At 50.6% G+C, this 21,777-nt stretch carries 18 protein-coding genes and 1 riboswitch; of the genes, 6 read left to right on the plus strand and 12 right to left on the minus strand.

The window, feature by feature from the left end:
* Positions 1–144 precede the first annotated feature (144 nt).
* Complete coding sequence (locus tag ACFORK_RS24575) at positions 145–675, minus strand: hypothetical protein (protein ID WP_379204068.1); 531 nt, start codon at positions 673–675, stop codon at positions 145–147.
* Positions 676–726: 51 nt separating this feature from the next.
* On the minus strand, positions 727–1,233 hold the full coding sequence (locus tag ACFORK_RS24580) for a DUF948 domain-containing protein (protein WP_379204070.1): 507 nt from the start codon (positions 1,231–1,233) through the stop codon (positions 727–729).
* Positions 1,234–1,424: 191 nt separating this feature from the next.
* Between ACFORK_RS24580 and ACFORK_RS24585 the strand changes: the two genes are divergently transcribed.
* Positions 1,425–1,592 (plus strand): DUF1328 domain-containing protein, encoded by a 168-nt coding sequence (locus tag ACFORK_RS24585; protein WP_379204072.1) that lies wholly within the window; start codon positions 1,425–1,427, stop codon positions 1,590–1,592.
* 396 nt (positions 1,593–1,988) lie between these two features.
* Here ACFORK_RS24585 and ACFORK_RS24590 read toward each other — a convergent pair whose 3' ends face one another.
* Positions 1,989–2,834: a C40 family peptidase gene (locus tag ACFORK_RS24590; RefSeq protein WP_379204074.1), complete on the minus strand. Its 846-nt coding sequence runs from the start codon at positions 2,832–2,834 to the stop codon at positions 1,989–1,991.
* 514 nt (positions 2,835–3,348) lie between these two features.
* Here ACFORK_RS24590 and ACFORK_RS24595 point away from each other — a divergent pair.
* Entirely contained in the window at positions 3,349–3,534 is a 186-nt protein-coding gene (locus ACFORK_RS24595) for a hypothetical protein (RefSeq protein ID WP_175371737.1), read from the plus strand.
* A gap of 230 nt (positions 3,535–3,764) precedes the next feature.
* On the opposite strand, the gene ACFORK_RS24600 is transcribed toward ACFORK_RS24595, so the two are convergent.
* Both ACFORK_RS24600 and ACFORK_RS24605 read right to left on the minus strand, forming a co-directional pair.
* Positions 3,765–5,390 carry an ABC-F family ATP-binding cassette domain-containing protein gene (locus ACFORK_RS24600; RefSeq protein ID WP_379204076.1) on the minus strand — a complete coding sequence of 542 codons (1,626 nt, stop codon included), beginning with the start codon at positions 5,388–5,390 and terminating at the stop codon, positions 3,765–3,767.
* A 119-nt stretch (positions 5,391–5,509) separates the two neighbouring features.
* Complete coding sequence (locus ACFORK_RS24605; protein WP_379204078.1) at positions 5,510–6,502, minus strand: MBL fold metallo-hydrolase; 993 nt, start codon at positions 6,500–6,502, stop codon at positions 5,510–5,512.
* A 294-nt stretch (positions 6,503–6,796) separates the two neighbouring features.
* On the opposite strand from ACFORK_RS24605, the gene ACFORK_RS24610 reads away from it, so the two are divergent.
* Together ACFORK_RS24610 and ACFORK_RS24615 are read left to right on the plus strand one after the other, a co-directional pair.
* Positions 6,797–7,933: a virulence factor gene (locus tag ACFORK_RS24610; protein WP_379204080.1), complete on the plus strand. Its 1,137-nt coding sequence runs from the start codon at positions 6,797–6,799 to the stop codon at positions 7,931–7,933.
* Between the two features lie 109 nt (positions 7,934–8,042).
* A riboswitch (Lysine riboswitch) is annotated at positions 8,043–8,252 on the plus strand.
* Between the two features lie 158 nt (positions 8,253–8,410).
* On the plus strand, positions 8,411–9,892 hold the full coding sequence (locus ACFORK_RS24615) for an amino acid permease (RefSeq protein ID WP_379204082.1): 1,482 nt from the start codon (positions 8,411–8,413) through the stop codon (positions 9,890–9,892).
* 229 nt (positions 9,893–10,121) lie between these two features.
* On the opposite strand, the gene ACFORK_RS24620 is transcribed toward ACFORK_RS24615, so the two are convergent.
* The 3 genes from ACFORK_RS24620 to xylA all read right to left on the minus strand — a co-directional run bounded on the left by ACFORK_RS24620 (position 10,122) and on the right by xylA (position 15,644).
* The gene (locus ACFORK_RS24620; RefSeq protein ID WP_379204084.1) at positions 10,122–11,261 is read right to left on the minus strand and encodes a transglutaminase domain-containing protein; all 1,140 of its coding nucleotides are present in this window, start codon (positions 11,259–11,261) and stop codon (positions 10,122–10,124) included.
* Positions 11,262–12,405: 1,144 nt separating this feature from the next.
* The gene (gene xylB / locus ACFORK_RS24625) at positions 12,406–13,902 is read right to left on the minus strand and encodes a xylulokinase (protein WP_379204087.1); all 1,497 of its coding nucleotides are present in this window, start codon (positions 13,900–13,902) and stop codon (positions 12,406–12,408) included.
* Between the two features lie 425 nt (positions 13,903–14,327).
* Positions 14,328–15,644, minus strand: a complete 1,317-nt coding sequence (xylA, locus tag ACFORK_RS24630; RefSeq protein WP_379204089.1) for a xylose isomerase — start codon at positions 15,642–15,644, stop codon at positions 14,328–14,330.
* Positions 15,645–15,899: 255 nt separating this feature from the next.
* Here xylA and ACFORK_RS24635 point away from each other — a divergent pair, with 255 nt between their 5' ends.
* Positions 15,900–17,060, plus strand: a complete 1,161-nt coding sequence (locus tag ACFORK_RS24635) for an ROK family protein (protein ID WP_379204091.1) — start codon at positions 15,900–15,902, stop codon at positions 17,058–17,060.
* Between the two features lie 195 nt (positions 17,061–17,255).
* On the plus strand, positions 17,256–17,450 hold the full coding sequence (locus tag ACFORK_RS24640; RefSeq protein WP_379204093.1) for a hypothetical protein: 195 nt from the start codon (positions 17,256–17,258) through the stop codon (positions 17,448–17,450).
* Between the two features lie 13 nt (positions 17,451–17,463).
* Here the strand turns inward: ACFORK_RS24640 and ACFORK_RS24645 are convergent, their stop codons facing one another.
* The 4 genes from ACFORK_RS24645 to ACFORK_RS24660 all read right to left on the minus strand — a co-directional run bounded on the left by ACFORK_RS24645 (position 17,464) and on the right by ACFORK_RS24660 (position 21,379).
* A complete protein-coding gene (locus ACFORK_RS24645; RefSeq protein WP_379204095.1) occupies positions 17,464–17,586 on the minus strand; it encodes a hypothetical protein in 123 nt (40 codons plus the stop codon).
* Positions 17,587–17,597: 11 nt separating this feature from the next.
* Complete coding sequence (locus tag ACFORK_RS24650; RefSeq protein WP_379204097.1) at positions 17,598–17,831, minus strand: glutaredoxin family protein; 234 nt, start codon at positions 17,829–17,831, stop codon at positions 17,598–17,600.
* A 96-nt stretch (positions 17,832–17,927) separates the two neighbouring features.
* Entirely contained in the window at positions 17,928–18,869 is a 942-nt protein-coding gene (gene trxB, locus ACFORK_RS24655) for a thioredoxin-disulfide reductase (protein ID WP_379204099.1), read from the minus strand.
* 542 nt (positions 18,870–19,411) lie between these two features.
* Positions 19,412–21,379 (minus strand): heavy metal translocating P-type ATPase, encoded by a 1,968-nt coding sequence (locus ACFORK_RS24660; protein ID WP_379204101.1) that lies wholly within the window; start codon positions 21,377–21,379, stop codon positions 19,412–19,414.
* Positions 21,380–21,777: the final 398 nt, after the last annotated feature.

Genomic DNA, 21,777 nt, shown 5'->3' on the forward strand with positions numbered 1-21,777 from the left:
TCGGAATTCAACAAAGTAACCTCCAGCCCCACTACACCTAGTGGTTCTGGAGGTTACGTTATTGGACACTCCTTATACAAAGGGTCACTGTAACAAAAAGACAACTGAACCTTCATTAACCGCAATCCCCCCCTATTGAAACGGTTAGGAAGAATTGCCATCGAACAAGTCAATGCCATCCCACGTTCCGGTAGCCGGATTACGATAAATCTTGAGCGCTACATGTCCCCTCATATATACGTCGCCATCCTCAGCCAAAAAATACGGGGCTCCCAGCAACTCATGTAAAACATCCTTCTCCGGCTCAATCTTCACCCCGTTAATTAGCAGACCATATAGCCGCGCTTGTTCGGGGGCAACGTGAACATAGACCACTTTTCCCTCATACACTCCTGCTGACATGTCTGCATATTGATACTCCAGACAGTCAGGCCAAGGATCTTGTGCAATGTGAAGCGGTGTCCCCTTGATCTGCAGCAGTTCTTCCGCTGTAGCATCCAAAGAAACACCTGCCAAGGAATCAAAGCTGTCCAGGTAAGTTGTAGGACGGGCAGCATATAGTAGCGACGAAATCACCTGCGCCTGCGGCGCCAAGGCAGCTGCGGAGTCCGGCTTCTGCGGACCCGCATCCAACATCGGAGAAAGGAGACTAAGCAATAGAATGATCATATTCATCTTGTTGTTCCACCTCTCTGATCCGTTTCCGTCTTGCCCTTTACGTCGTACCTAAGGTCGGAACTTCTTCCAGAGAGTCGCGGCCACATCCACACCCTTCAGGACGGCGGAGACTTTGCCCCCTTCTTTTTTAGCATTGGTGTCCTCATTAGACTTCACCGTACGCTCCTCAGATGAGGTTAACGGAATAGAATCAATGGATACTGCCTTACTCTTTTCCTTCAACTCACGAGATTTACGGTATTTCTCAATGACGGTCACAGATACTTGCTTTGCGGTTAGCGTCAGTTCATTCATGACCTCTCCCAGATTCTTCACCGAATCCATAATAGGATCGATCTTCTGAAGCTGATTCTGTACATCTACAGTAATATCATTCGCGTGCCGGACTGTGGTTTTCACTTCATACGTAAGCTCATCAATGGTCTTTTGGACCTCCTGCAGCGTCTGGCTGACATTATCGAGAGAATCCTTGGCCGAACGCAAGGTTTTGATTAAAAAGAAGACAAGTACAGCGAATGCGACAGCCACAAGGGCTACGCTAAGTTCAATAATCATATCCAAAAACCCCTTCCAAAATCATAAATGAATGATGGCTAACCTGCCTTAATACTGCATAGTTACCCCTTCCCCAAAAAGCCGAAACAACATGTCAAGCGTCCAAAAGACTATTCACAAGCCCTTTGTTTCAATGGCCTACCTCACTGTTTATACAATGACTATCGACACAACGAAAGGGTGAAGTCATCATGCTAAAATGGTCTGTAATCCTGCTAGTAATTGCCTTGATTTCCGGAATCTTCGGTTTCTTCAATCTGGTAGCCGCAGCAGCAGGCATCGCCAAAGTCCTGTTCTATATCTTTCTTGTTCTCTTCGTCATCTCGCTCTTTACCGGACGCAGAGGAAGATCAATGTAACCACCCGCTATTCCTAAGCGTTTGATTCAACCGGCCTCCTTTGGGTTTACTTGAATAGCAACAATCAGCGATAATAAAAAATCTCCAAACCAATACCTGGCTGGGCAAAGTCTGGATTAACATCCTTGCTTCAGCGTATGTATTTATACCATAACTCTACCATAGCCCCAGCAAATGGTGGCTGTCCATGGTTTTTATTCCAGAAGCATGAATAGTCTCGGCAAAATCAAAGCGAACCCTATACTTTATTGAATTTCCTATATGAAAAGAAGAGGCTATCCCCACAGTAGAACTTCTACTGAAGGAATAGCCTCTTCCTTGTACCCGCTTTGCGTTCACCCGTCACATACTCTTGCTGCTTGCTGCCGCTTCTGTGCCTTGATCGACTTATCTATATCAGCGGATGACCGATCCTCCGTACAGGAAACGGTTCATCCAAGAAGCGCTTAAATTATCCACTCTAACCCCGCCGGAAGCAACGGAGTAAGTGTGCAGTACTTTGTTGTCGCCCAAGTAGATGGCAACATGTGTGATTTTTTCAGTCAACTTGTTGACACCGGCGTAGGCCGATGCGGAATTGCCGCGGTAACTCATAAAGAACATCAGATCTCCGCGTTTTAAACCAGAGATATTCTTAACAACAGTACTGTTCTGCTTCACCCAATCCCCTTGCTGACGAGAATCTGCGGGCAGCTTCACAACACCTGCATCCATGAAAATCTGGCGGATAAAATCAGAGCAATCGAAGGTATCTGTATTATTGCGGCTGGAGCCGAACTCGTATGGCGTGCCCAAATATCCCATGCCCGCACTGATTACCCGTTCTACTGCGTTGCTCGGATTGGGAACAACGGGAGCTGGAGTTGGTGCAGGGGTTGGTGCAGGCTTAGCCCCAGCACTGCCAGCGCTGGTCAAAGAGATATACTGACTCCCCGAACTGACATACCCGACCTCACCAGTAGCAGACTGTACTTTATAGAAATAACTGTTCGTCACTTCCAAAATCGAGACGATTTCACCCTTCTGCAAATACTTCAGCACATTGCTGTTTACAGATGGGGCGGTACGCAGACGAACACTGGATTCAATTTTGGCGGACTGTCCGGCAGCAGCCACAACCATTGATGAATTTAGCGATTCGGATTGGGCGGACACCTGCTGAGGGCTAACAACCCCAAGCGTCAACGCAAGTGCAGCAGAAACCAATAATGTAGATGTAAGCTGTTTGTGTGACTTGATCATTCCGTTCCTCCGGTTCATTAAAATAAGAACCAACAAGTGTGCGCGCTACATTTGTTGCTTTCTGCCCTCATTATAGGCTTGACCGGGATTTAGAACATGCCCCAAATTTCATAAATAAGTATGCCACTTTATGGTAAGATACAGGTCTATAGTCGCGATTTCTCCTTGGATTTGGTGGAAGATGGAATGTATTAGGTAAAGCTGATTCTTACCTAGGCTTAAGGTTCCAAGTGACCTTCCTATGGATAATATTACGCAGGTTGTACATGCGCTCCTCAATGAGCCACTAGTCCAGAATGTGTTCAATAGTCGGCAGAATAAGATGGGTTGTAATGCTGAGCGAGGCCCCATGTTACCCTGACGTATATCGTCATAAATATCCCGCAGATATCTGCCGCCCCCTGCTGCTCCATCAACGTACGTAGAGAATTCCTTCAACTATTCTCGCCCTTGTAGCAGCATTTAAAAACCATTAAAATAAAGTGAAGGACTTGCTCCCAAGGAGGTTAGCACTATGAGCGAAAACACCGAAAAAGGAAAAATCAATCTTGCCGATGCGATCCGCAAAAAACTTGAGCAGAAGAAGCAGCAATCTTCCGCCAAGCCGGGATCTTCATTCCAGGCAGGTTCGGCCAAACCCTTAAAAAGCCAGAACAACAAAAAGCCCAACAATCAGCGCCGTCGCACTGGCGGGTCCTAGGGGCTCCTGATCCCCTATCAGATTCACGGGCAATGTCAATGCTCGGCCTGATTCAAGGGGCAGGTACATAGGTTACAGCCAAACGGCTGCGTACTCTCTTCTGGGAGCATGCAGCCGTTTTTGCTGCTTCCCGAAATTCAAAAAAAGGCAGCCTGTTCAATCCCTCGGGATTTGATCAGGCTACCTCGTCTTGAGCACTCCCCGCTGGGGCGGGGAACAGCAATATGATATTAAACTTCTACAGGATACATACGCTTACGCAGGTCCTTGATCTCATCGCTCTCCAGATACTCGTCATAACTCATGGTACGATCGATAACGCCAGCCGGTGTGATCTCAATGATCCGGTTAGCAATCGTCTGAATGAACTGATGGTCATGCGAAGTGAACAGGATCGTGCCGTCAAAGTCGATCAGCCCGTTGTTCAGCGCTGTAATGGATTCGAGATCCAAGTGGTTCGTAGGCTCGTCAAAGACCAGCACGTTCGCCCCGTTCAGCATCATTTTCGCCAACATACAGCGAACCTTCTCTCCCCCGGACAGCACACTCGCCTTCTTCAGTGCTTCCTCTCCGGAGAATAGCATCCGGCCCAAGAAACCGCGCAGGAAGGTCTCATCCTGATCCTTGGAGTACTGGCGCAGCCATTCCACAAGGTTCATGTCCACACCATCAAAATAGTTGGAGTTGTCTTTCGGGAAATAAGCTTGAGTGGTGGTAACCCCCCAAGTATATTCACCGGCATCGGTTTCCTTCTCGCCCATAATCACATCGAACAGCAGCGATTTTGGTTGGGAATACGGACCTACGAAAGCAATCTTGTCGCCTTTGTTAACTACAATGCTAAGCTCATCCAGCAGCTTCTCACCGTCAAGCGATTTAGACAATCCGCTGATGGTTAACAGTTGCTTGCCAGCTTCACGCTCTGGTTTGAAGTTAAGGAAAGGATATTTACGGTTGGAAGGACGAATGTCATCCAGTGTAATCTTCTCCAGTTGCTTCTTCCGGGATGTCGCTTGCTTGGACTTGGAGGCATTCGCCGAGAAGCGCTGAATAAAGGCTTGAAGCTCCTTGATCTTGTCTTCCTTCTTCTTGTTGGCATCACGCTGCAAAGTCTGTGCCAACTGACTGCTCTCATACCAGAAGTCGTAGTTGCCGACATACATCTGGATTTTACCAAAGTCGATATCCGCGATATGCGTACACACCTTATTCAAGAAGTGACGGTCGTGAGATACCACGATTACGGTGCCTTCATAATCCATAAGGAAGTTCTCCAGCCAGCCAATGGATTCGAGATCCAAGTGGTTGGTAGGCTCATCGAGCAACAGGTTGTTCGGACGACCGAACAGGGCCTGCGCCAGGAGCACGCGAACCTTCTCATTGCCGCTAAGTTCGGCCATGTTCTTGTCATGCAGTTCACGCATGATGCCCAGACCGATCAGCATTGCTGCCGCATCCGGCTCAGCGTCCCAGCCGTTCAGCTCCGCGAATTCGCCTTCCAGCTCACCGGCACGCAGACCGTCAGCTTCCGAGAAATCGGACTTCGCGTAGAGAGCATCCTTCTCTTTCATAATCTCGTACAGGCGAGTGTGACCCATGATTACCGTCTCAAGTACCGGGAATTCATCGTACTCGAAATGGTTCTGCTTCAGAACCGCCAGACGCTCGCCGGGAGTGATATGCACATCCCCGGTGTTTGCTTCAATCTCGCCGGACAGAATTTTCAGAAAGGTAGACTTACCTGCCCCGTTGGCGCCGATCAGGCCGTAGCAGTTACCAGGAGTGAATTTTATGTTTACATCTTCAAATAGTGCGCGTTTTCCGTAGCGGAGTGTTACGCCGCTTGTACTAATCATTAAGCATTACCATCCTTTTCACATAGGCTTCCGGCTCATTATAGCATAAAAACCATTATAATAACCCGTCAAAGTGGCGTATCCAGCGGGAAGTTTACACCAAAAATGCACTTTCGTGCTCATTGCTTCACTGTCCGGGCCTCCGGCTTCACGACAAGCGTCTCTCCATGGCTGAGGACCTGCACTCGTTCCTGCGAAATACCATGCGCCTTTCTTGCTTCCTCCATCCGGTCGAGAGCCTCTCTGGCCGTATCATCAGCCAGCCGGAAGGTGCCATAATGCATCGGAATCATCGTTTCCGCACCCACATCAATAAAAGCCTGCATCGCTTCCTCGGGATTAACATGCTGTGAGGTCATGAACCACTCCGGCTCATAAGCGCCAATCGGCATAAGGGCAATATGGATTTTGAAGCGCCTGCCAATCTCCTTGAAACCTGGAAAATAACCACTGTCCCCGGCAAAATACAGATTGGGCGGCAGTTCACGCTTAACGCCACCTTCAGAAGGATGCTTCTCTGGCTGCGCCGGTTCCAGAATGAACCCTCCCCAATGTGAAGTATTCGTGTCAAACGGAGTGCGCCGTGTCCAGTGCTGGGTGGGCACAAAGGACAGCTTGATATTACCAATGGTGAGCTCCTGCCACCACTGCATTTCCACACAACTGCGAAAACCTTTGCGAACCATCTTCCGCTTCAATCCGACAGGTACAACAATGGTCGTTCCTGCACCGTAGAGCTTGCGAATAGAAGCAATATGCAAATGATCATAATGGGAATGCGAGATGAGGATCAGATCGATCGGAGGCACATCCTGCAGACTCATGCCGGGTTCTCCCAGCCGTTTCTCAAAACCAAGCCGCCGGGCCCAGATCGGATCGGTAATAATGTTCATGCCTTCATATTGAATCAAAAAGGTAGAATGCCCAATCCAGGTGATCGTGGTCTCCAGACGGTTCTCCGCCAGATAGGATAATCTAGGGGGAACATTCGGCACTACATAAGAGTAATCTTTGATCTTTCGACGGCGTTCTTCCCGCCATTGACGAAATTCTTTAAGCTTTTTGTCGGTGCTGACGTTATCAATATTGTTGTAGCGAATTTTTTTAGCCATCGCGGTTCTCTCTCCTTCACAGGTTTGCCGGGCAAACTCCGTGGCAAGCTAATATATATTAACTATAGGTTTTGACAGACATATTTGCAAAATATCCAGTTTGCAGCACAAGCGTGCGCCCTTTTATTCGAAAGATCACTTGTCGGGCTTTTCCTGTTCAAGCTTGATTCTACTCATTTTACCCATTCCTGCTACAGACTAAGCTTGCCCTGAAAGGTTGATACGCTTTGTGTTCAACGGGAGAAATGATGTAAAATGTCAATAGGACACTATCCGTTTGAGGGGGAGCTACGTATGAAGATTACTTTTATTGAACCGACGCCAAGTCCAAATACGATGAAGCTTCATCTGGACGAAAGTCTCGAAGCGGGCATCCGCAGAACCTATACGCCGGAAAGCCAGCGTTCCGCCCCTTCCTGGGCGCGGGAAATGCTGACTATTCCCGGTGTAACCAGCATCTATCATGCCGCAGACTTTGCCGCGCTGGAGCGCAAGGGCAGTGCCGACTGGGCAGCCATTCTCCGGGAGGTTCAATCCCGCTTCGGCGGCGGAGAAGGCTTGACCGACGACTGGAGTTTAACCGACGAGAATGCCGGGGCCCACTTCGGGGAAGCCCAGGTATTCGTGCAAATGTTCCGCGGCATTCCGATACAAATCCGCGTCAAGACCGGCGCGAATGAAGAGCGCATTGGCTTGTCCTCCCGCTTCACCGAGGCGGTCACCGCAGTGGCTAGCGCCGTGATGATCAAGGAGCGCAAGCTCACAGATTACGGCGTCCGCTACGGTGAGCCCGCCGATATCGCGCGCGAGGTGGAGCAGGAACTGGAGGCGGCGTACCCGCAGGAACGCCTGAATTCCCTCATCCAGCAGGCCATCGCGCACGGCACTGCTGACGAGTTCGTCGAGCAGCGGGCCGACAAGGACAGGGATGAACTGCTGCAAGACCTGAAGAATGAAGACTGGCGCGTCCGCTACGCCGCGCTGGAAGCCCTAGCGCCAACGCCAGAGCTGCTTCCGGAGCTGGGCGCGGCGCTGCACGATCCCAAGCTGCATATTCGCCGGCTTGCGGTAGTCTACTTAGGCGACCTGCGCACGCCAGAAGCAATGGAGCTGCTCTATGCAGCGATGAAGGACAGCGCCCCTGCAGTACGGCGTACTGCGGGCGATACCTTGTCCGACATCGGTGACCCTGCCGCCACGCCTGTCATGACGGCGGCGCTGACGGACAGCAGCAAGCTGGTCCGCTGGCGCGCTGCCCGGTTCCTCTATGAGGTCGGAACCGCAGAAGCGCAGGATGCGCTGGCCCTTGCGGCAGAAGACCCCGAGTTTGAGGTGGGCTTGCAAGCGCGCATGGCGCTGGAGCGTATCGCTTCCGGCGAGGAAGCAGCCGGAACGGTCTGGCAACAAATGTCGGAGCGCCGCCGCACATAAGGCCAACACTTCCGTATTTTGTCATTGCTCGCTGCTGGAAGATGATCTATACTGATTGCTGTTGTGTTTATAAACGAATGAAGTAGTAAAGATAGCCTCATCATACCTAGGATGAGGTAGAGGTCGCGGATAGGAAGAGTACGCGCGTAGAGACGTTGAAGAGCCGTCGATGACACGCCGCCGAAAGGACTATCCGCCGAAGCCTGTGCCGCCGCTCTCACTGCGGCGCAGGCTGGGACCGTTTCCGAAAGGAACGGAACTGTCACGGAGCATTTTCCTATAGTCATGGGGGAATGCACTGTGTTGCGCTATCTTCTCAGGGAGTATGATGCGGAAGCTGTCTATCCAGAAGCCGCAGCGACCGTCTGCGGTTTCTTTGCGTTCATAATTTGACGCAGATGCCCCGTTATCCGGTGCATGGCCTTCACACTCCCCGTTCATGAACAGAAACATGCGAATAGAAGGAGTGTTCATTTCATGCAAGAAACAAGTCATTCACCGACCGGAAGCGGCCCTGCGACCGAACTGAAGAAATCATTCAAAGCCAGACATCTCACGATGATTGCACTGGGCGGGTCGATCGGAACCGGGCTGTTCCTCGCCAGCGGCGGCACCATTGCCGCCTCAGGTCCAGGTGGTGCGCTGCTCGCCTATAGTGCTGTTGGGATCATGGTTTATTTTCTCATGACTAGCCTGGGTGAACTGGCTACGTACCTACCAGCTTCCGGATCCTTCAGCACATACGGCACTCGTTTTATCAGTCCTGCCTTCGGTTTCGCCATCGGCTGGAATTTCTGGTACAACTGGGCGGTGACGATCGCCGCAGAGCTGTCCGCCGCCACCGTCATCATTAAATACTGGTTCCCGGACAGCCCATCCGTACTATGGAGCTTGGTATTCCTGTTGCTGATGTTCGGCCTGAATTTCCTGTCTTCAAAGGGCTACGGAGAATCAGAATACTGGTTCGCTATTATTAAAATCATTACCGTCGTTGTCTTTCTGGCTGTAGGCGTACTCATGATCTTCGGTATCATGGGCGGTGACGGAACCGTTGTCGGCTTCAGTAACTTCCAGCTTGGAGGCACCTCCTTCCATGGCGGATTCTTCGCCTTTGTCGGGGTCTTTATGGCAGCCGGATTCTCTTTTCAGGGTACTGAGCTTGTCGGCGTTGCCGCAGGTGAGAGTGAGAATCCACGCCGCAATGTGCCGCTTGCAATCCGTCAAGTATTCTGGCGCATCCTGATTTTCTATATTCTGGCCATCTTCGTCATCGGAATGCTGATCCCGTATACGAATCCTGATCTTCTTCGTGGCGGGATCGATGATATTGGTGTCAGTCCGTTCACGATTGTCTTCAACAAGGCAGGCCTTGCCATTGCCGCTTCGGTCATGAATGCCGTCATCCTTAGCTCTGTACTATCGGCGGGGAACTCAGGCATGTATGCTTCCACCCGCGTCTTGTACGCCATGGCCAAGGACGGCATGGCCCCGCGTGCGCTGGGTAAGCTTAATCGACGCGGTGTACCTGTAGGTGCCCTGTTGGTAACTACAGCCATTGGGATGCTGGCCTTTCTTGCTTCCTTTTTCGGTGACGGCGCCGTCTATAACTGGCTATTGAACGCCTCCGGGATGTGCGGCTTCATCAACTGGCTCGGCATCGCTGTCTGCCATTATCGTTTCCGGCGCGCTTTTGTCGCGCAGGGGCATTCACTTGATGAGCTTCCCTATCGGGCAAAATGGTTCCCATTTGGACCAATCTTCGCCTTTGTACTGTGCATGATCGCCATTCTGGGTCAGAATATGGGCGCATTCACAGGTGAACGTATCGACTGGTACGGCATTCTCGTCTCCTACATCAGCTTGCCGTTGTTCCTGCTGATCTGGATCGGTTATCGTTGGTTCCGCAAGAGCTCCATCGTGCCGCTGGATCAATGCGACCTCAGCACTGAGGCCAAATAGATCCCGACCGTTCACTCAAGCAGCGCAAGGGAGTAAGAACATAAAAGAATACGAACATATTAAAAAGGAAGAGGCCCGAGCGCCTCTTCCTTTTTTTGCAGCTAATGCATGTACACTTTTCTTTTAGCAATGGCGGACAGCATTAGAATTACCCTGCTCTTCTTCATGACTCTGTCCACTCTAAATGATTCTGTGACCAATGCCGCGACGGCCCATTTCTTATACAAGGCTACTTCCAAACCACATACACTCTAAGATCACTGGTATTATCGAACTTGCTGCTGGAATAGGAAGGATTACTCAAGCCCAGCGCATACAGCACCTGAAGATCGTTTGTCAGCGATTTGGCACTGCCTCGGTAGCGGAACAACAGCGATTGCTCCCCGGAAGCAACAGTCTTCTCAGCCAACACCTTCAGATCGGATACCGAACGGATGATTCGTCCTTCATCATACAGTTCATAGTGAAGCTCTTGCTGCAGCTTTTCGTATACAGCGACTTTCGACCCGCCTTGGCTAACCAACTCCGCAAGTGTCTTGTGGTACCCCTTAGTTGCTGCCGGATAAGGCTTCGTCCAGGTATGGTCACGGCGCATCTGCGCATCCGTCCTCATATAATAGGTGTGGCTAGCTACCCCTGCCTGGTCGGGTGTCGGATCATCCCAAGTGGTATCTAGGTGATACCAGTGTCCATCAAGCTGGACCAGGTTCCAGGCATGCGACAGGGTCGAGCCTCCCTCTGGTTTGGCGGTTCCCTCCACGATCTTGTTCGGAATACCGGCCCCTTTTAGCAGCTTGTAGGTCAACAGCGAATAGCCCTGGCAGACTGCATTACGGCTCTGAAGCGCTTCATAGGCAGTATAACGGGTGTAAGAGGTATCGTATTTCAGATACAGTACTACCCAGTCATGGATCGCCTTCACCTTCTCATGATTGTTCATTCCCGGTTTGATGATATCTTTAAGCACAGCTGCCACCTGTTTATTGACGTATGCGGTCTGCTGCAGGGTCTCCCGGTATTTGACCTGTACGGTAACATTAGCGGAGCGGCTGCTTCCCCGATAGGTGAAGCCATAGCTATCCACAATATAATAAAGGTAAGGATCACTGCCCATCGCCTGATCCAGTGCAGTTTGGATCCCATTTTTCAAATTAGAGGTCTTGCCTTCGTAAGTAAACGTGATTGTCTCTCTCCGATTGTTCATTGCGCCCGTTAGTCTCTCGGTCATTTGGGATATCGAACCTAGCGCAGCGGGCTTGTCAGCCGCGTAGGCATAATCCCAGCCCCAATAAATCGCCGGAGGTATAGCTGCAGCAATGATGATCCCGCCGAGAATAGCCTTTCCCAATGTGATACGAATCTTCCTCATACTATTTTCCTGCCCCCCGCGCCTCATTACTTGTATATCTTTAATCTTAAATAGAGCACGCACGCAATTCAATAGCCTGACTATATATTAAATGCCCGAAACTCCGTTTCCACGACTGCAATCTCCACGATGTACACAAAAGATTATGCAACCCTTGCTTCTCATTATCAACTCAGGAGATCAAAGGATCAAGGGGATATCTTGGGGAGGTTGAATTTGCGCTCAAACCCATGGATTTCACCATCGCCCGAGAGACCACCAGGTCCCTGGTGCAACAGAAATTACCGGAATCCCCAGGTGCTTGGTCGCAGAGCGTCCGCTCCAGGTGCTAACCTACATCTAATTCAAGCCAAGGTTGAGCCGAAGAGCCATTCCATCCAATGAAAATAGCCCTACCTCCTCAACTAAGAGCATTTTTGTACCTTATATTTCTGAAATTGAGGTATATAGGGAGAATAAGAGCATTTCTGTACCTTATTTTTGCAAAAAGTACGCTGAGAGGGCTATTGTGGAAAATTAATGTACAATATTGCACTTATTTTCCAAATCACCTTGAATACTGATAATTTAAGGTACAAAAATGCCGTTAATTACACTTGGGAACTCACTTCTAGGCTTTATTTGTTATTTTAATGCGTTCTATATAACCTGAAAGAAGATTTACTAGCGAATATATAGTATCTTAATAAGCCTATTTACCTGATGTAGTAATTTCACGCTCAATTAAGTTGCCGAACTGCCGATTTCGAGCTACTAGTGATGACTTACCAGTCACGACGCACAAGCCACCAACACTAATCATTAACTCACCAACCACCAACCACCAACCATCAATCACCAATCACCAATCACCAATCACCAATCACCAACCATCAACCATCAACCATCAACCATCAACCATCAACCATCAACCATCAACCATCAACCATCAACCACAAATCATCAATCATCAATCACCAACCAACTCACCAATCACCGCCCACAAACCATCAATCACATCATCATCTCATTAGAGCGAATCATGCAAAAAGAGAACGTCCCTACGCCTGTGGCTCTTAGGACATTCTCTTCGTTTTATTAGGTCAACCGGAGAGTACTGGTAGGCCTTTGTTATAGCCGACTTTATTTTACTTGCTAGACTCGATTATTGCCGGTATGCAGCCAGGCTGCGGTTCAGCTCGCGAGTCTGCCCGTACACTTCCTGATAAAGACCGAACAACGCGTCATACGTTTCGACTTGCTGTGGCTGTGGCGTGTACACCTCCGCCCGGCGAATGAAGACATCCGCACATTCACTAAGTGTAGCGAACCAGCCGCTGCCGTAAGCGGCCAGCATTGCTGCTCCCATCGCCGGTCCTTGCTCGCTCTCCAGCTTCACGATGTCCGCGCCGAAGATGTCTGCCTGCATTTGCAGCCATGTCTCATTCTTCGCTCCGCCGCCAATAGCAATAACCTCGGTAATTGCCTTCCCAGAGTCCCGGACGATCTCGATGGACTCGCGCAGCGAGAAGGTGATACCTTCAAGCACTGCCCGCGTAAAATGATCCAGCGTATGACCGGAATCCATACCGATAAAGCTGCCGCGGATGGTAGCATCGGGATGCGGGGTCCGTTCCCCTACGAGGTAAGGTGTGAACAGCAGGCCCCCACTTCCTGCCGGTATGGAGGCTACTCCTTGCAGCAATTCGTCCAAGCTTTGGTCTGCGGCAAAAGTTTCTTTGAACCAAGTCAGGCTGTGGCCCGCCGCAAGGGTAACCCCCATGATGTAGTAGGCATCCTTTTCCCCATGGTTGAAGAAATGTACTTTCCCCTCCAAATTCAAATCCTTGTTACTCTCATAGGAGAGGACCACCCCGGAGGTTCCGATGCTGCACATGGTCTTCCCCTCACCCAAAATGCCTGCCCCTAGTGCCCCGCAGGCATTGTCCGCTCCCCCGGCAAATACTTTCGTCGAGGGCAGAAGTCCACAAGCTGAAGCGCTCTCGGGCAGCAAGGTGCCGGTCAGCTCAAAGGATTCGACCAGTTTAGGGCAGAGTGACAGCGGCAGACCGAAGGCTCCAGCGATGTCAGCACTCCATTCTTTTGCACCTACATCCAGCAGCAGCGTTCCGGCAGCATCCGAATAATCCATCGCATAATTTCCTGTCAGCCGATAACGCACATAATCCTTCGGCAACAAGAACAGGCTAGCCCGGGACATCACCTCCGGTTCATGGCTCTGCACCCAGAGCAGCTTCGGCAACGTAAATCCCTCCAGCGCCCGGTTTCTTGAAATCTCGGTCAACTGCGCGCCCAACGTTGCTTCAATCCTACGACACTCAGCTGTAGTTCGAGTATCATTCCACAGAATAGCCGGACGTAGCACCTGACCTGCATCATCCACCAGAACCAGGCCATGCATTTGTCCCGAGAAGCTAAGCCCCTCTACCGCCAAAGGGTCTATCTCCGATTTCTCCATTAACCGGCGTAGACTAGTAAACGTTCCCTGTACCCAATCCTCGGGACTCTGCTCACTCCAGCCAGGTTGGGGTCGGCTCAGCGGGTAAGCTTCCGAATGCTCACAAACTACCGTTCCCTGCGGGTTGACCAGGACGGTCTTGACCGCGCTGGTCCCGAGGTCGACACCGATTACATATTTCATCATAATCCCCCTAGTTTGCTATTAGGCAAGTTTATTCTATCAAAATACGGTATAAAAAGAGGTTGCCGAAGAATGCCCCTTCGGCAACCTCCGTTGCGATATGGCTTGTGTGCTCGCACTTTGGCAGTATGGCTTGATGCTCACATTTCGCCAGTATGGCTTGATGCTCACATTTCGCCAGTTTGGCTTGGTGCTCACATTTCGCCAATATGGCTTGGTGCTCGCCTTTTTCCTGTATGACTTAGTGCTCACATTTCGCCAGTATGGCTTGATACTCTCGTTTTGCCAGTATGGCTTGATGCTCACATTTTAACAGTATGGTTTGGTGCTCGCTTTTTGCCAGTATGGGTTGGTACTCACATTTCGCCAGTACGGCCTGTTGCTCGCCTTTTACCAGAAAGCTCTCGTTAGAGTTCGAACCCTTCCTACTCAGCCAAAATGTATTGGTTCAGGGTCGCCTTAAGCAGTTCCTGACGGCCCGACTCGTTGCGACGCGGGTTCTCATTGTTCAAAGCGTATTCAGCCAGTGAAGCCAATGTGGCTTTGCCGGAGACGATATCAGCACCGACGCCTTCCTTGAAGCTGCTGTAGCGCTTGTCGATAAAGTCATCGAATACACGGTCTTCAATCAACTTGGCGGCTACCTTCAGACCCTTGGCATACGTGTCCATTCCGGCAATATGCGCCAAGAACAAATCCTCAGGCTCGAAGGAAGGACGGCGGACCTTCGCGTCAAAGTTAATTCCGCCACGGCCCAAGCCGCCATTTTTCAATACTTCATACAGAGTCAATGTAGCATCATAGATATTGACCGGGAATTCATCGGTATCCCAGCCCAGCAAGGTATCGCCTTGGTTGGCGTCCAGCGAGCCCAACATGCCATTGATACGGGCTACGCGCAGCTCATGCTCGAAGGTATGTCCAGCCAGTGTAGCGTGGTTCGCTTCCAGGTTGAGTTTGAAATGCTTATCGAGACCGTATTTTTGCAAGAAAGAAATCGTTGTCGCCGCATCGAAGTCATATTGATGCTTGGTAGGCTCCTTCGGCTTCGGCTCAATCAGGAACTGGGCGTCAAAGCCAATCTCCTTGGCATAATCCACAGCCAAACCAAACAAACGCGCGATATTATCCAATTCAAGACCCAGGTCTGTATTCAGCAACGTCTCATAACCTTCACGTCCGCCCCAGAAGACATAGTTCTCAGCGCCAAGCTGCTTGCCGATCTCCAGCCCCTTCTTCACCTGGGCCGCCGCATGCGCAAAAACATCTGCGTTACAGGTGGAACCTGCACCGTGCATATAACGCGGATTGGTGAACATATTGGCTGTGTTCCAGAGTAGCTTTTTACCAGAAGACTTCATACCCTGGTCGATCAGTTCTACAATGATATCCAGATTGCTATAGAATTCCCGCAGGGAAGCCCCTTCTGGTGCGATGTCCACATCGTGGAAGCAGAAGTACGGCAGATTCATTTTCTCCAAAAATTCAAATGCTGCCTCTACCCGTGCCTTCGCTTTGTCCAGACCGTTCAATTTGTCCCAGCTCCGCACAGCGGTCTCCGCGCCAAACGGATCGGAACCTCCAGCAGTCAATGTGTGCCAGTATGCCATAGCAAAGCGCAGGTGCTCCTCCATCGTTTTGCCGGCTACGATTTCCTCGGGATTATAGAATTTGAATGCATATGGATTGGTGGAACGGCTTCCTTCATAAACGATTTTATTCACGGTTTCAAAATAGGCCATTGTGTAATCCTCCTCATCAATTATGCTCGCTCGCAAGCGTTTACAGCATCATATTAACACACCTTTTAGACTTTGTATATTGGTTAAACAAAGTTTTTATTTTGCTGTTTATCTCATCCTATGCTAACTGTTTGAACTGCATTTCTTGACTCCTCTAACCTAGGGTCCGTGGTGGAAGTTGCATTTTGCCGACTATCGTTTTAGACTAAATGGCATGTTATTCGTGGGAACGTTCTTAAGAAGGAAGTGTGATTCGTGAAGGTAACCGGTGACCAGGCGTTGGTCAAAAAGATAAATAAATCGATTGTGCTCCATACCATTCGCAAGCATTCCCCCATCTCCCGGGCCAAGGTCTCGGAAATGACCGGACTCAATAAAGCGACCGTTTCTAATCTGGTAGCAGAGCTGTGCAACGAACAGCTAGTCACGGAAGCCGGGCCAGGGATCTCCAGCGGTGGCCGCAAGCCGCTGATCCTGCACTTCAACAGCATGGCCGGCAGCGTTGTCGGTATTGAGCTGGGCGTCAAGCAGATCACGGCTGTGCTCTGCGATCTGGGCGGAGGGATCCTTGAGGAGATCCATACCCCCTTGGACAACCACCGCCTGCCACATGTGCTTGGCGAGATGAAGGGCATGATCGCCAGCCTGATCGCCAAGGCACCCGACACCCCTTACGGAATCGTCGGCATCGGTGCCGGCGTTCCTGGTATGGTCGATGAGAATGGCGTTGTCCTGTTTGCACCCAACCTGGGCTGGGAAATGGTTGAGTTGCGGGCTTTGCTGGAGGAGGAGTTTGACGTTCCGGTCACTATCGACAATGAAGCCAACGCCGGAGCCCAAGGGGAGCTGAACTTTGGTGTGGCACGAGATATCCGCCATCTCCTCTATATCAGTGCTGGTGCGGGGATCGGGTCCGGGATTATTATCGGCGGCGAGCTGTACAAGGGTGCACGGGGTTATGCCGGTGAGACCGGACATATGTCCATCGAGGCAGATGGTCAGCCCTGCAGCTGCGGCAATCGCGGCTGTTGGGAATTATACGCTTCGGAGAAAACCTATGATCAGCCTGATCTCCGCCTTCCGGCGCGGACAACGCCGGAACTGGTCCGGTACGCTGAGAGCGGCCAGGAAGATGCCCTGCGTCATTTCAATGTCATGGGCGAAGCGCTGGGCATTGGATTAACCAACGTGATCAACAGCTTCAACCCGGAGCTGATTGTCATCGGGGGGACACTCTCCGTGGCCCGGGACTGGCTGATCGAGCCGTTGCAGCGTGTGGTAGCGGAACGAACACTGCCCTATCACAAGCAGCAGCTACAAATTGTATTCTCCGAACTGGGCAGCCGCGGAGCCATGATTGGCGCAGCTTTTGCCGCTGTCATGCATTTTCTCGGAGACACTCGTGTAACACTTTAGGAGATCTCTTGCTATCTCTTCGAGCAAGATCCGTGATTGGCAGCCGAACGAAACGCATAGATGTAAATTGACGTAAAATCGCCTATTTATTTTGGTCTCAGGTGCAGTAAAAACAATGTCAATCCTATATAATGAAGGGTACGCGGTGTGATATTTATCACCATCACCCTTTTTTCTGAAATGGAGAGAGCGTCTATGACCTATGTGGATACGTCTGATATTTCGGCACAAATGTTCATCACTGTACTGCTATTTCTGCTCATTATCGCGCCTTTAGTCAGTCTCGGTGTGTTGCGCCTATTCCAGTCCAGAAAAAAATCCGGATTCATGCTAATCGGCGGCGGTGTTGCCGTATACGTGGTTTTTCAAGTGATTATGTTTTTAGTTTAACAACTAAGAAGAACTAATGAAGCCCATTAACTTTTAATAGGGTAAAAGAAACACGCTGCGTCTGCTCCACCGCCTGCTGTTTCATCGCCCGCAAAAAAGCCGCCTCCATAACGGAAGCGGCTTTTTCTCCGGCCAAATGGCCGTCTATTATAAAGTTGCCAAGGCCTTGTCAAATTGGAGCTTGTTCATGCCTACGATTTTGAAATCGCCAATCACAGTTACAGGCACAGCTCTCATCCCCATATCCCAGACCTGCTGAGCATAATCATCGTTTTGCTCGATGTTGCGCTCCTCATAGGAAATACCTTTCTCGCCGAGAAAGCTTTTTACCTGACGGCAATGCGGACAGTTGGTGGATGTGTACACAATTACGTTTTCCATCGTATGATCTCCTCCTGTTCAAAATGGGGCGTCAGCCCTCTTGTATACCAAATATAGCATCATCTATTGTAGCACCGCAGTGCGTAATGTACCAAGTTACAGAATTACTGCGCTGTGCTCCAGGCTTTCGATATATTTCTCAGCATCCATCGCTGCCATACAACCGCTGCCTGCTGCTGTAATGGCTTGTCTGTAGCGTGTATCCTGTACATCGCCGCAAGCGAATACGCCTGGGATGTTTGTTTCGGAAGTACCAGGGTTGGTCACGATATAGCCGTTGCTATCCGTAGTAATCTGTCCGCCGAGGAACGATGTATTCGGGTGGTGGCCAATTGCCACGAACACGCCGCTAGCTTCGATGATCTCTTCTTGTCCGGTCTCATTGTTCAGAACCTTCAGCCCGTTCACGCCGTTGTCGCCAGCGGTCACTTCCAGCGGACTACGGTTCAATGCCCATTCTACTTTAGAGTTAGCGCGGACACGATCCTGCATGATTTTGGAGGCACGCAGTTCATTCCGGCGATGCACCAGCGTTACTTTCGAGGCAAAACGGGTCAGGAAGCCTGCTTCCTCCAGCGCGGAATCGCCGCCGCCGACAACCACGATCTCTTTGCCACGGAAAAAGAATCCGTCACAAGTAGCACATGTGCTAACGCCCCGTCCAACATTATCCTGTTCTCCAGGAATGCCGAGGTACTTAGCTGTTGCACCTGTGGACAGAATCAGGGTATCTGTCTCCAGAACGCCCAGCCCTTCCACATTCAGCTTGAACGGACGCTCGCCCAGTTCCACGCTGTTCACCCAGCCAGTGCGGAATTCCGCACCGAAGCGTTCAGCCTGCTTGCGCATATTGTCCATAAGTTCTGGACCCATAATTCCTTCCGGGAACCCCGGGAAATTCTCTACTTCAGTAGTTGTAGTTAATTGTCCGCCCGGTTGCGGTCCTTCGATAACCAATGGGTTCAGGTTGGCACGGGCCAGGTAAATTGCAGCAGTCAATCCGGCAGGTCCAGTACCCACGATAATAGATTTATACATGACTATATCCTCCTTATGACGGACGGCATTAGCGTCAGTTCTTATTTAAAATAATTATAATGTAGTACTTATTATGATAAAAGAAAAGGAATCTGTCAATATGCCAGACTCCTCCCTCACGGACTATTTTGTGAACAATTCAATTTCTAGAAATTAATAGGCTGAACAAGACGCTCCTATGCTTTTTACAAATTCAATTTAGGATTAATGTCAGAATCAGTACTTGCCAAAAGCAGCAGACTAGAAAGCTCGGTCTCACGCTTGAAAGCCAACGGACAGTATAGTCCTTATTGATACTTGAAGCTGCTCACTAGAATATGCAATGGACTCAGGAGACGCTATTTCAATCCCAACCCGTGGATTTTGACCTGGTATTCTACCGATAAGGTCCCTACGGTCCTTTATCCTCCTAAACGGTGAAATCTGTTGGAAATAAAGCCTCTGGGGTCGTTGCTCCATAAAGCAAGCACTGATGTTGGGGCAGCGCCTTAATTTAGACCTCATTAAAGATCCTTATTATAAAATCTCATCCACTCTTGATCTCAGCGCAGCAGCCGCAGTCCGTTCAGAATAACCAGAATGGTGCTACCTTCATGGCCCACGACGCCCAGTGGAAGGGCGATACCTTGAATCAAGTTGCTGATCACGAGTGTGGCAATTACCATTACGGCAAAAATCATATTTTGCTTCACAATGCGCTGAGAACGCCGGGCCAAAGCAATGGTCGATGCAATTTCTTCGATATTGTCGTTCATCAGAACAACATCGGCAATCTCCAGCGCAGCCCCGCTGCCCTTCATGCCCATCCCGAGGCCAACTGTGGCCGTTGCCAGTGCAGGCGCATCATTCACACCATCACCAACCATAACCACATGCCCGTATTGTTCGCGCAATGCCTTAACATGAGTCACTTTATCCTCTGGCAGCAGATCCGCAAAAATCAGGTCCACTCCCGTCTTCGCCCCGATGGCTTCAGCCGTTGCGGCCCGGTCGCCAGTCAGCATCGCCACCTTGATCCCAAGCTGCTGCAGTTTCCGAACCGCTGCCTCCGCTTGTGGACGCAAGGAATCCTGCAACGCGATCATTCCCGCGACCTGCTCTCCATCCATAATTAGCGATACTGTCTTACCTTCACCCTCCAACCGGCGACGTGCGGACATCCATGATTCCAGATCAGCACTGACTGGGGAGGAAGACAGCTCATCCAGCAGATTGGACTTGCCGATCCGCCAGCTTTTTCCGTCAACTGTTCCTTCAATACCCCATCCCGTCAAGGATTTGCTATCCTGCACACTCCGCAGCGCTAGCCCTGCTTCATCTGCCTTTCGCACAATCGCTTCCGCTAACGGATGGCGGGACATGTTCTCGATCGAGGCACTAACCAGTAGCAGTTCACTCTCGTCATATCCCTCTCCAGCAATGAAATCTGTCACTTGTGGCACGCCTGCGGTCAATGTCCCCGTCTTGTCAAAAGCGACGACAGCGGTCCGCGCCATATTCTCCAAATGCAACCCGCCCTTGAACAGGATGCCTTTGCGTGCACTCTTGGAAATGGCCGACAGCATCGCAGGCATAATGGAGGACACCAATGCACAGGGTGAAGCGACAACCAGGAACACCATTGCTTTGTAAAAAGTATCGCTCCAGCTCCAATCCAGCAAAAACGGAGGGGCCAACATCAGGACCAGGGTTGCTCCTACGACCACCCGGGCATACACCGCCTCCAGACGTTTAATGAAACGCTGCGAATCCGGCACCTCGGTCTCCGCTTCCTCCACCATTTTAATGATTCTGGCAAAAAGCGTGTTCCCCGCAGCTTTGGTCACTTCAATATATAGCGGACCTTCCCCGTTCACCGTACCGGCAAACACCTCATGCCCGGAGGACTTCTCTACAGGCAGCGACTCTCCTGTAATAGAGGATTGATCGACAGCCGATTCCCCCCGGCAAACCAGACCGTCGGCAGGAATCAGTTCACCAGGACGAACCAGCAAGAGGTCGCCGATGGAAAGCTGCTCAATATTGACCTCGTTCATAGCTCCCTGTTCAATCCGAATCGCGGTGGCTGGCTTCAAGGCCATGAGTGAGGAAATGTCTTTTTTGCTGCGCTCCATCGTATAGCTCTCCAGCGCGCCGCTCAAGGCGAAAATAAAGATCAGCATCGCCCCTTCATTCCAGTATCCAATAGTCGCAGCACCTAGCGCCGCAGCAATCATCAGCAAGTTGACGTCGAGGTCGCGTTCCTTGACCAGTGTCTCCACACCTTCCTTGGCCTTGATCCAGCCGCCGATGGTATATGAAATTACGTACAGAATAATCGAAAGAATCTGCGACCAGCCACCCACTGCCCAAGCCAGCAGCATGATCAGCCCACTGCCCAGTGCGGCTTGCATTTCTGAGTTCCTCAGCATTGCGCGAGGATCGAACCTCCGGGGCTGTGGAGCACCGGGTGGCTTAGCGCCTCGGGATAATGCCCCTTCGCGGGGGAGTTGTTTAGATGTTGCTTGCATAGTAATCACCTTCCTGTAAAGTTTTGTGAAGCATAAGCTTCCTGTGTTCCTTCGCAATAAAACTTGCTTCGGGAGCGTGTGCTTAGTTTTGTGAAGCTGTACATCTTGGAGTCTCCTTCGCAACAAAACTGCTTCGGGAGCTTACGCTTAGTTTTGTGGAGCCATACTTCTTGGAAATCCCTTCGCAACATAACTTGCTTCGGGAGCTTACGCCTGCCTCTCACTGAGAATGAGAGCCATTCTTATGACCCCTAAAATGACACATGCTGCCCCGGCTAAGCCGGGACAGCATGTTAAAAAGAATATGGAATTGTATTCAGGTTGTCATTTTGCCATGAGTCTGATGAGAAAGAACGTCATTGAGAACGATAATCATTGTTGCAACAGTCCAAATATAT

This window comes from Paenibacillus sp. GCM10012306 (genome assembly GCF_042649265.1).
Lineage (GTDB): Bacteria > Bacillota > Bacilli > Paenibacillales > Paenibacillaceae > Paenibacillus_AQ.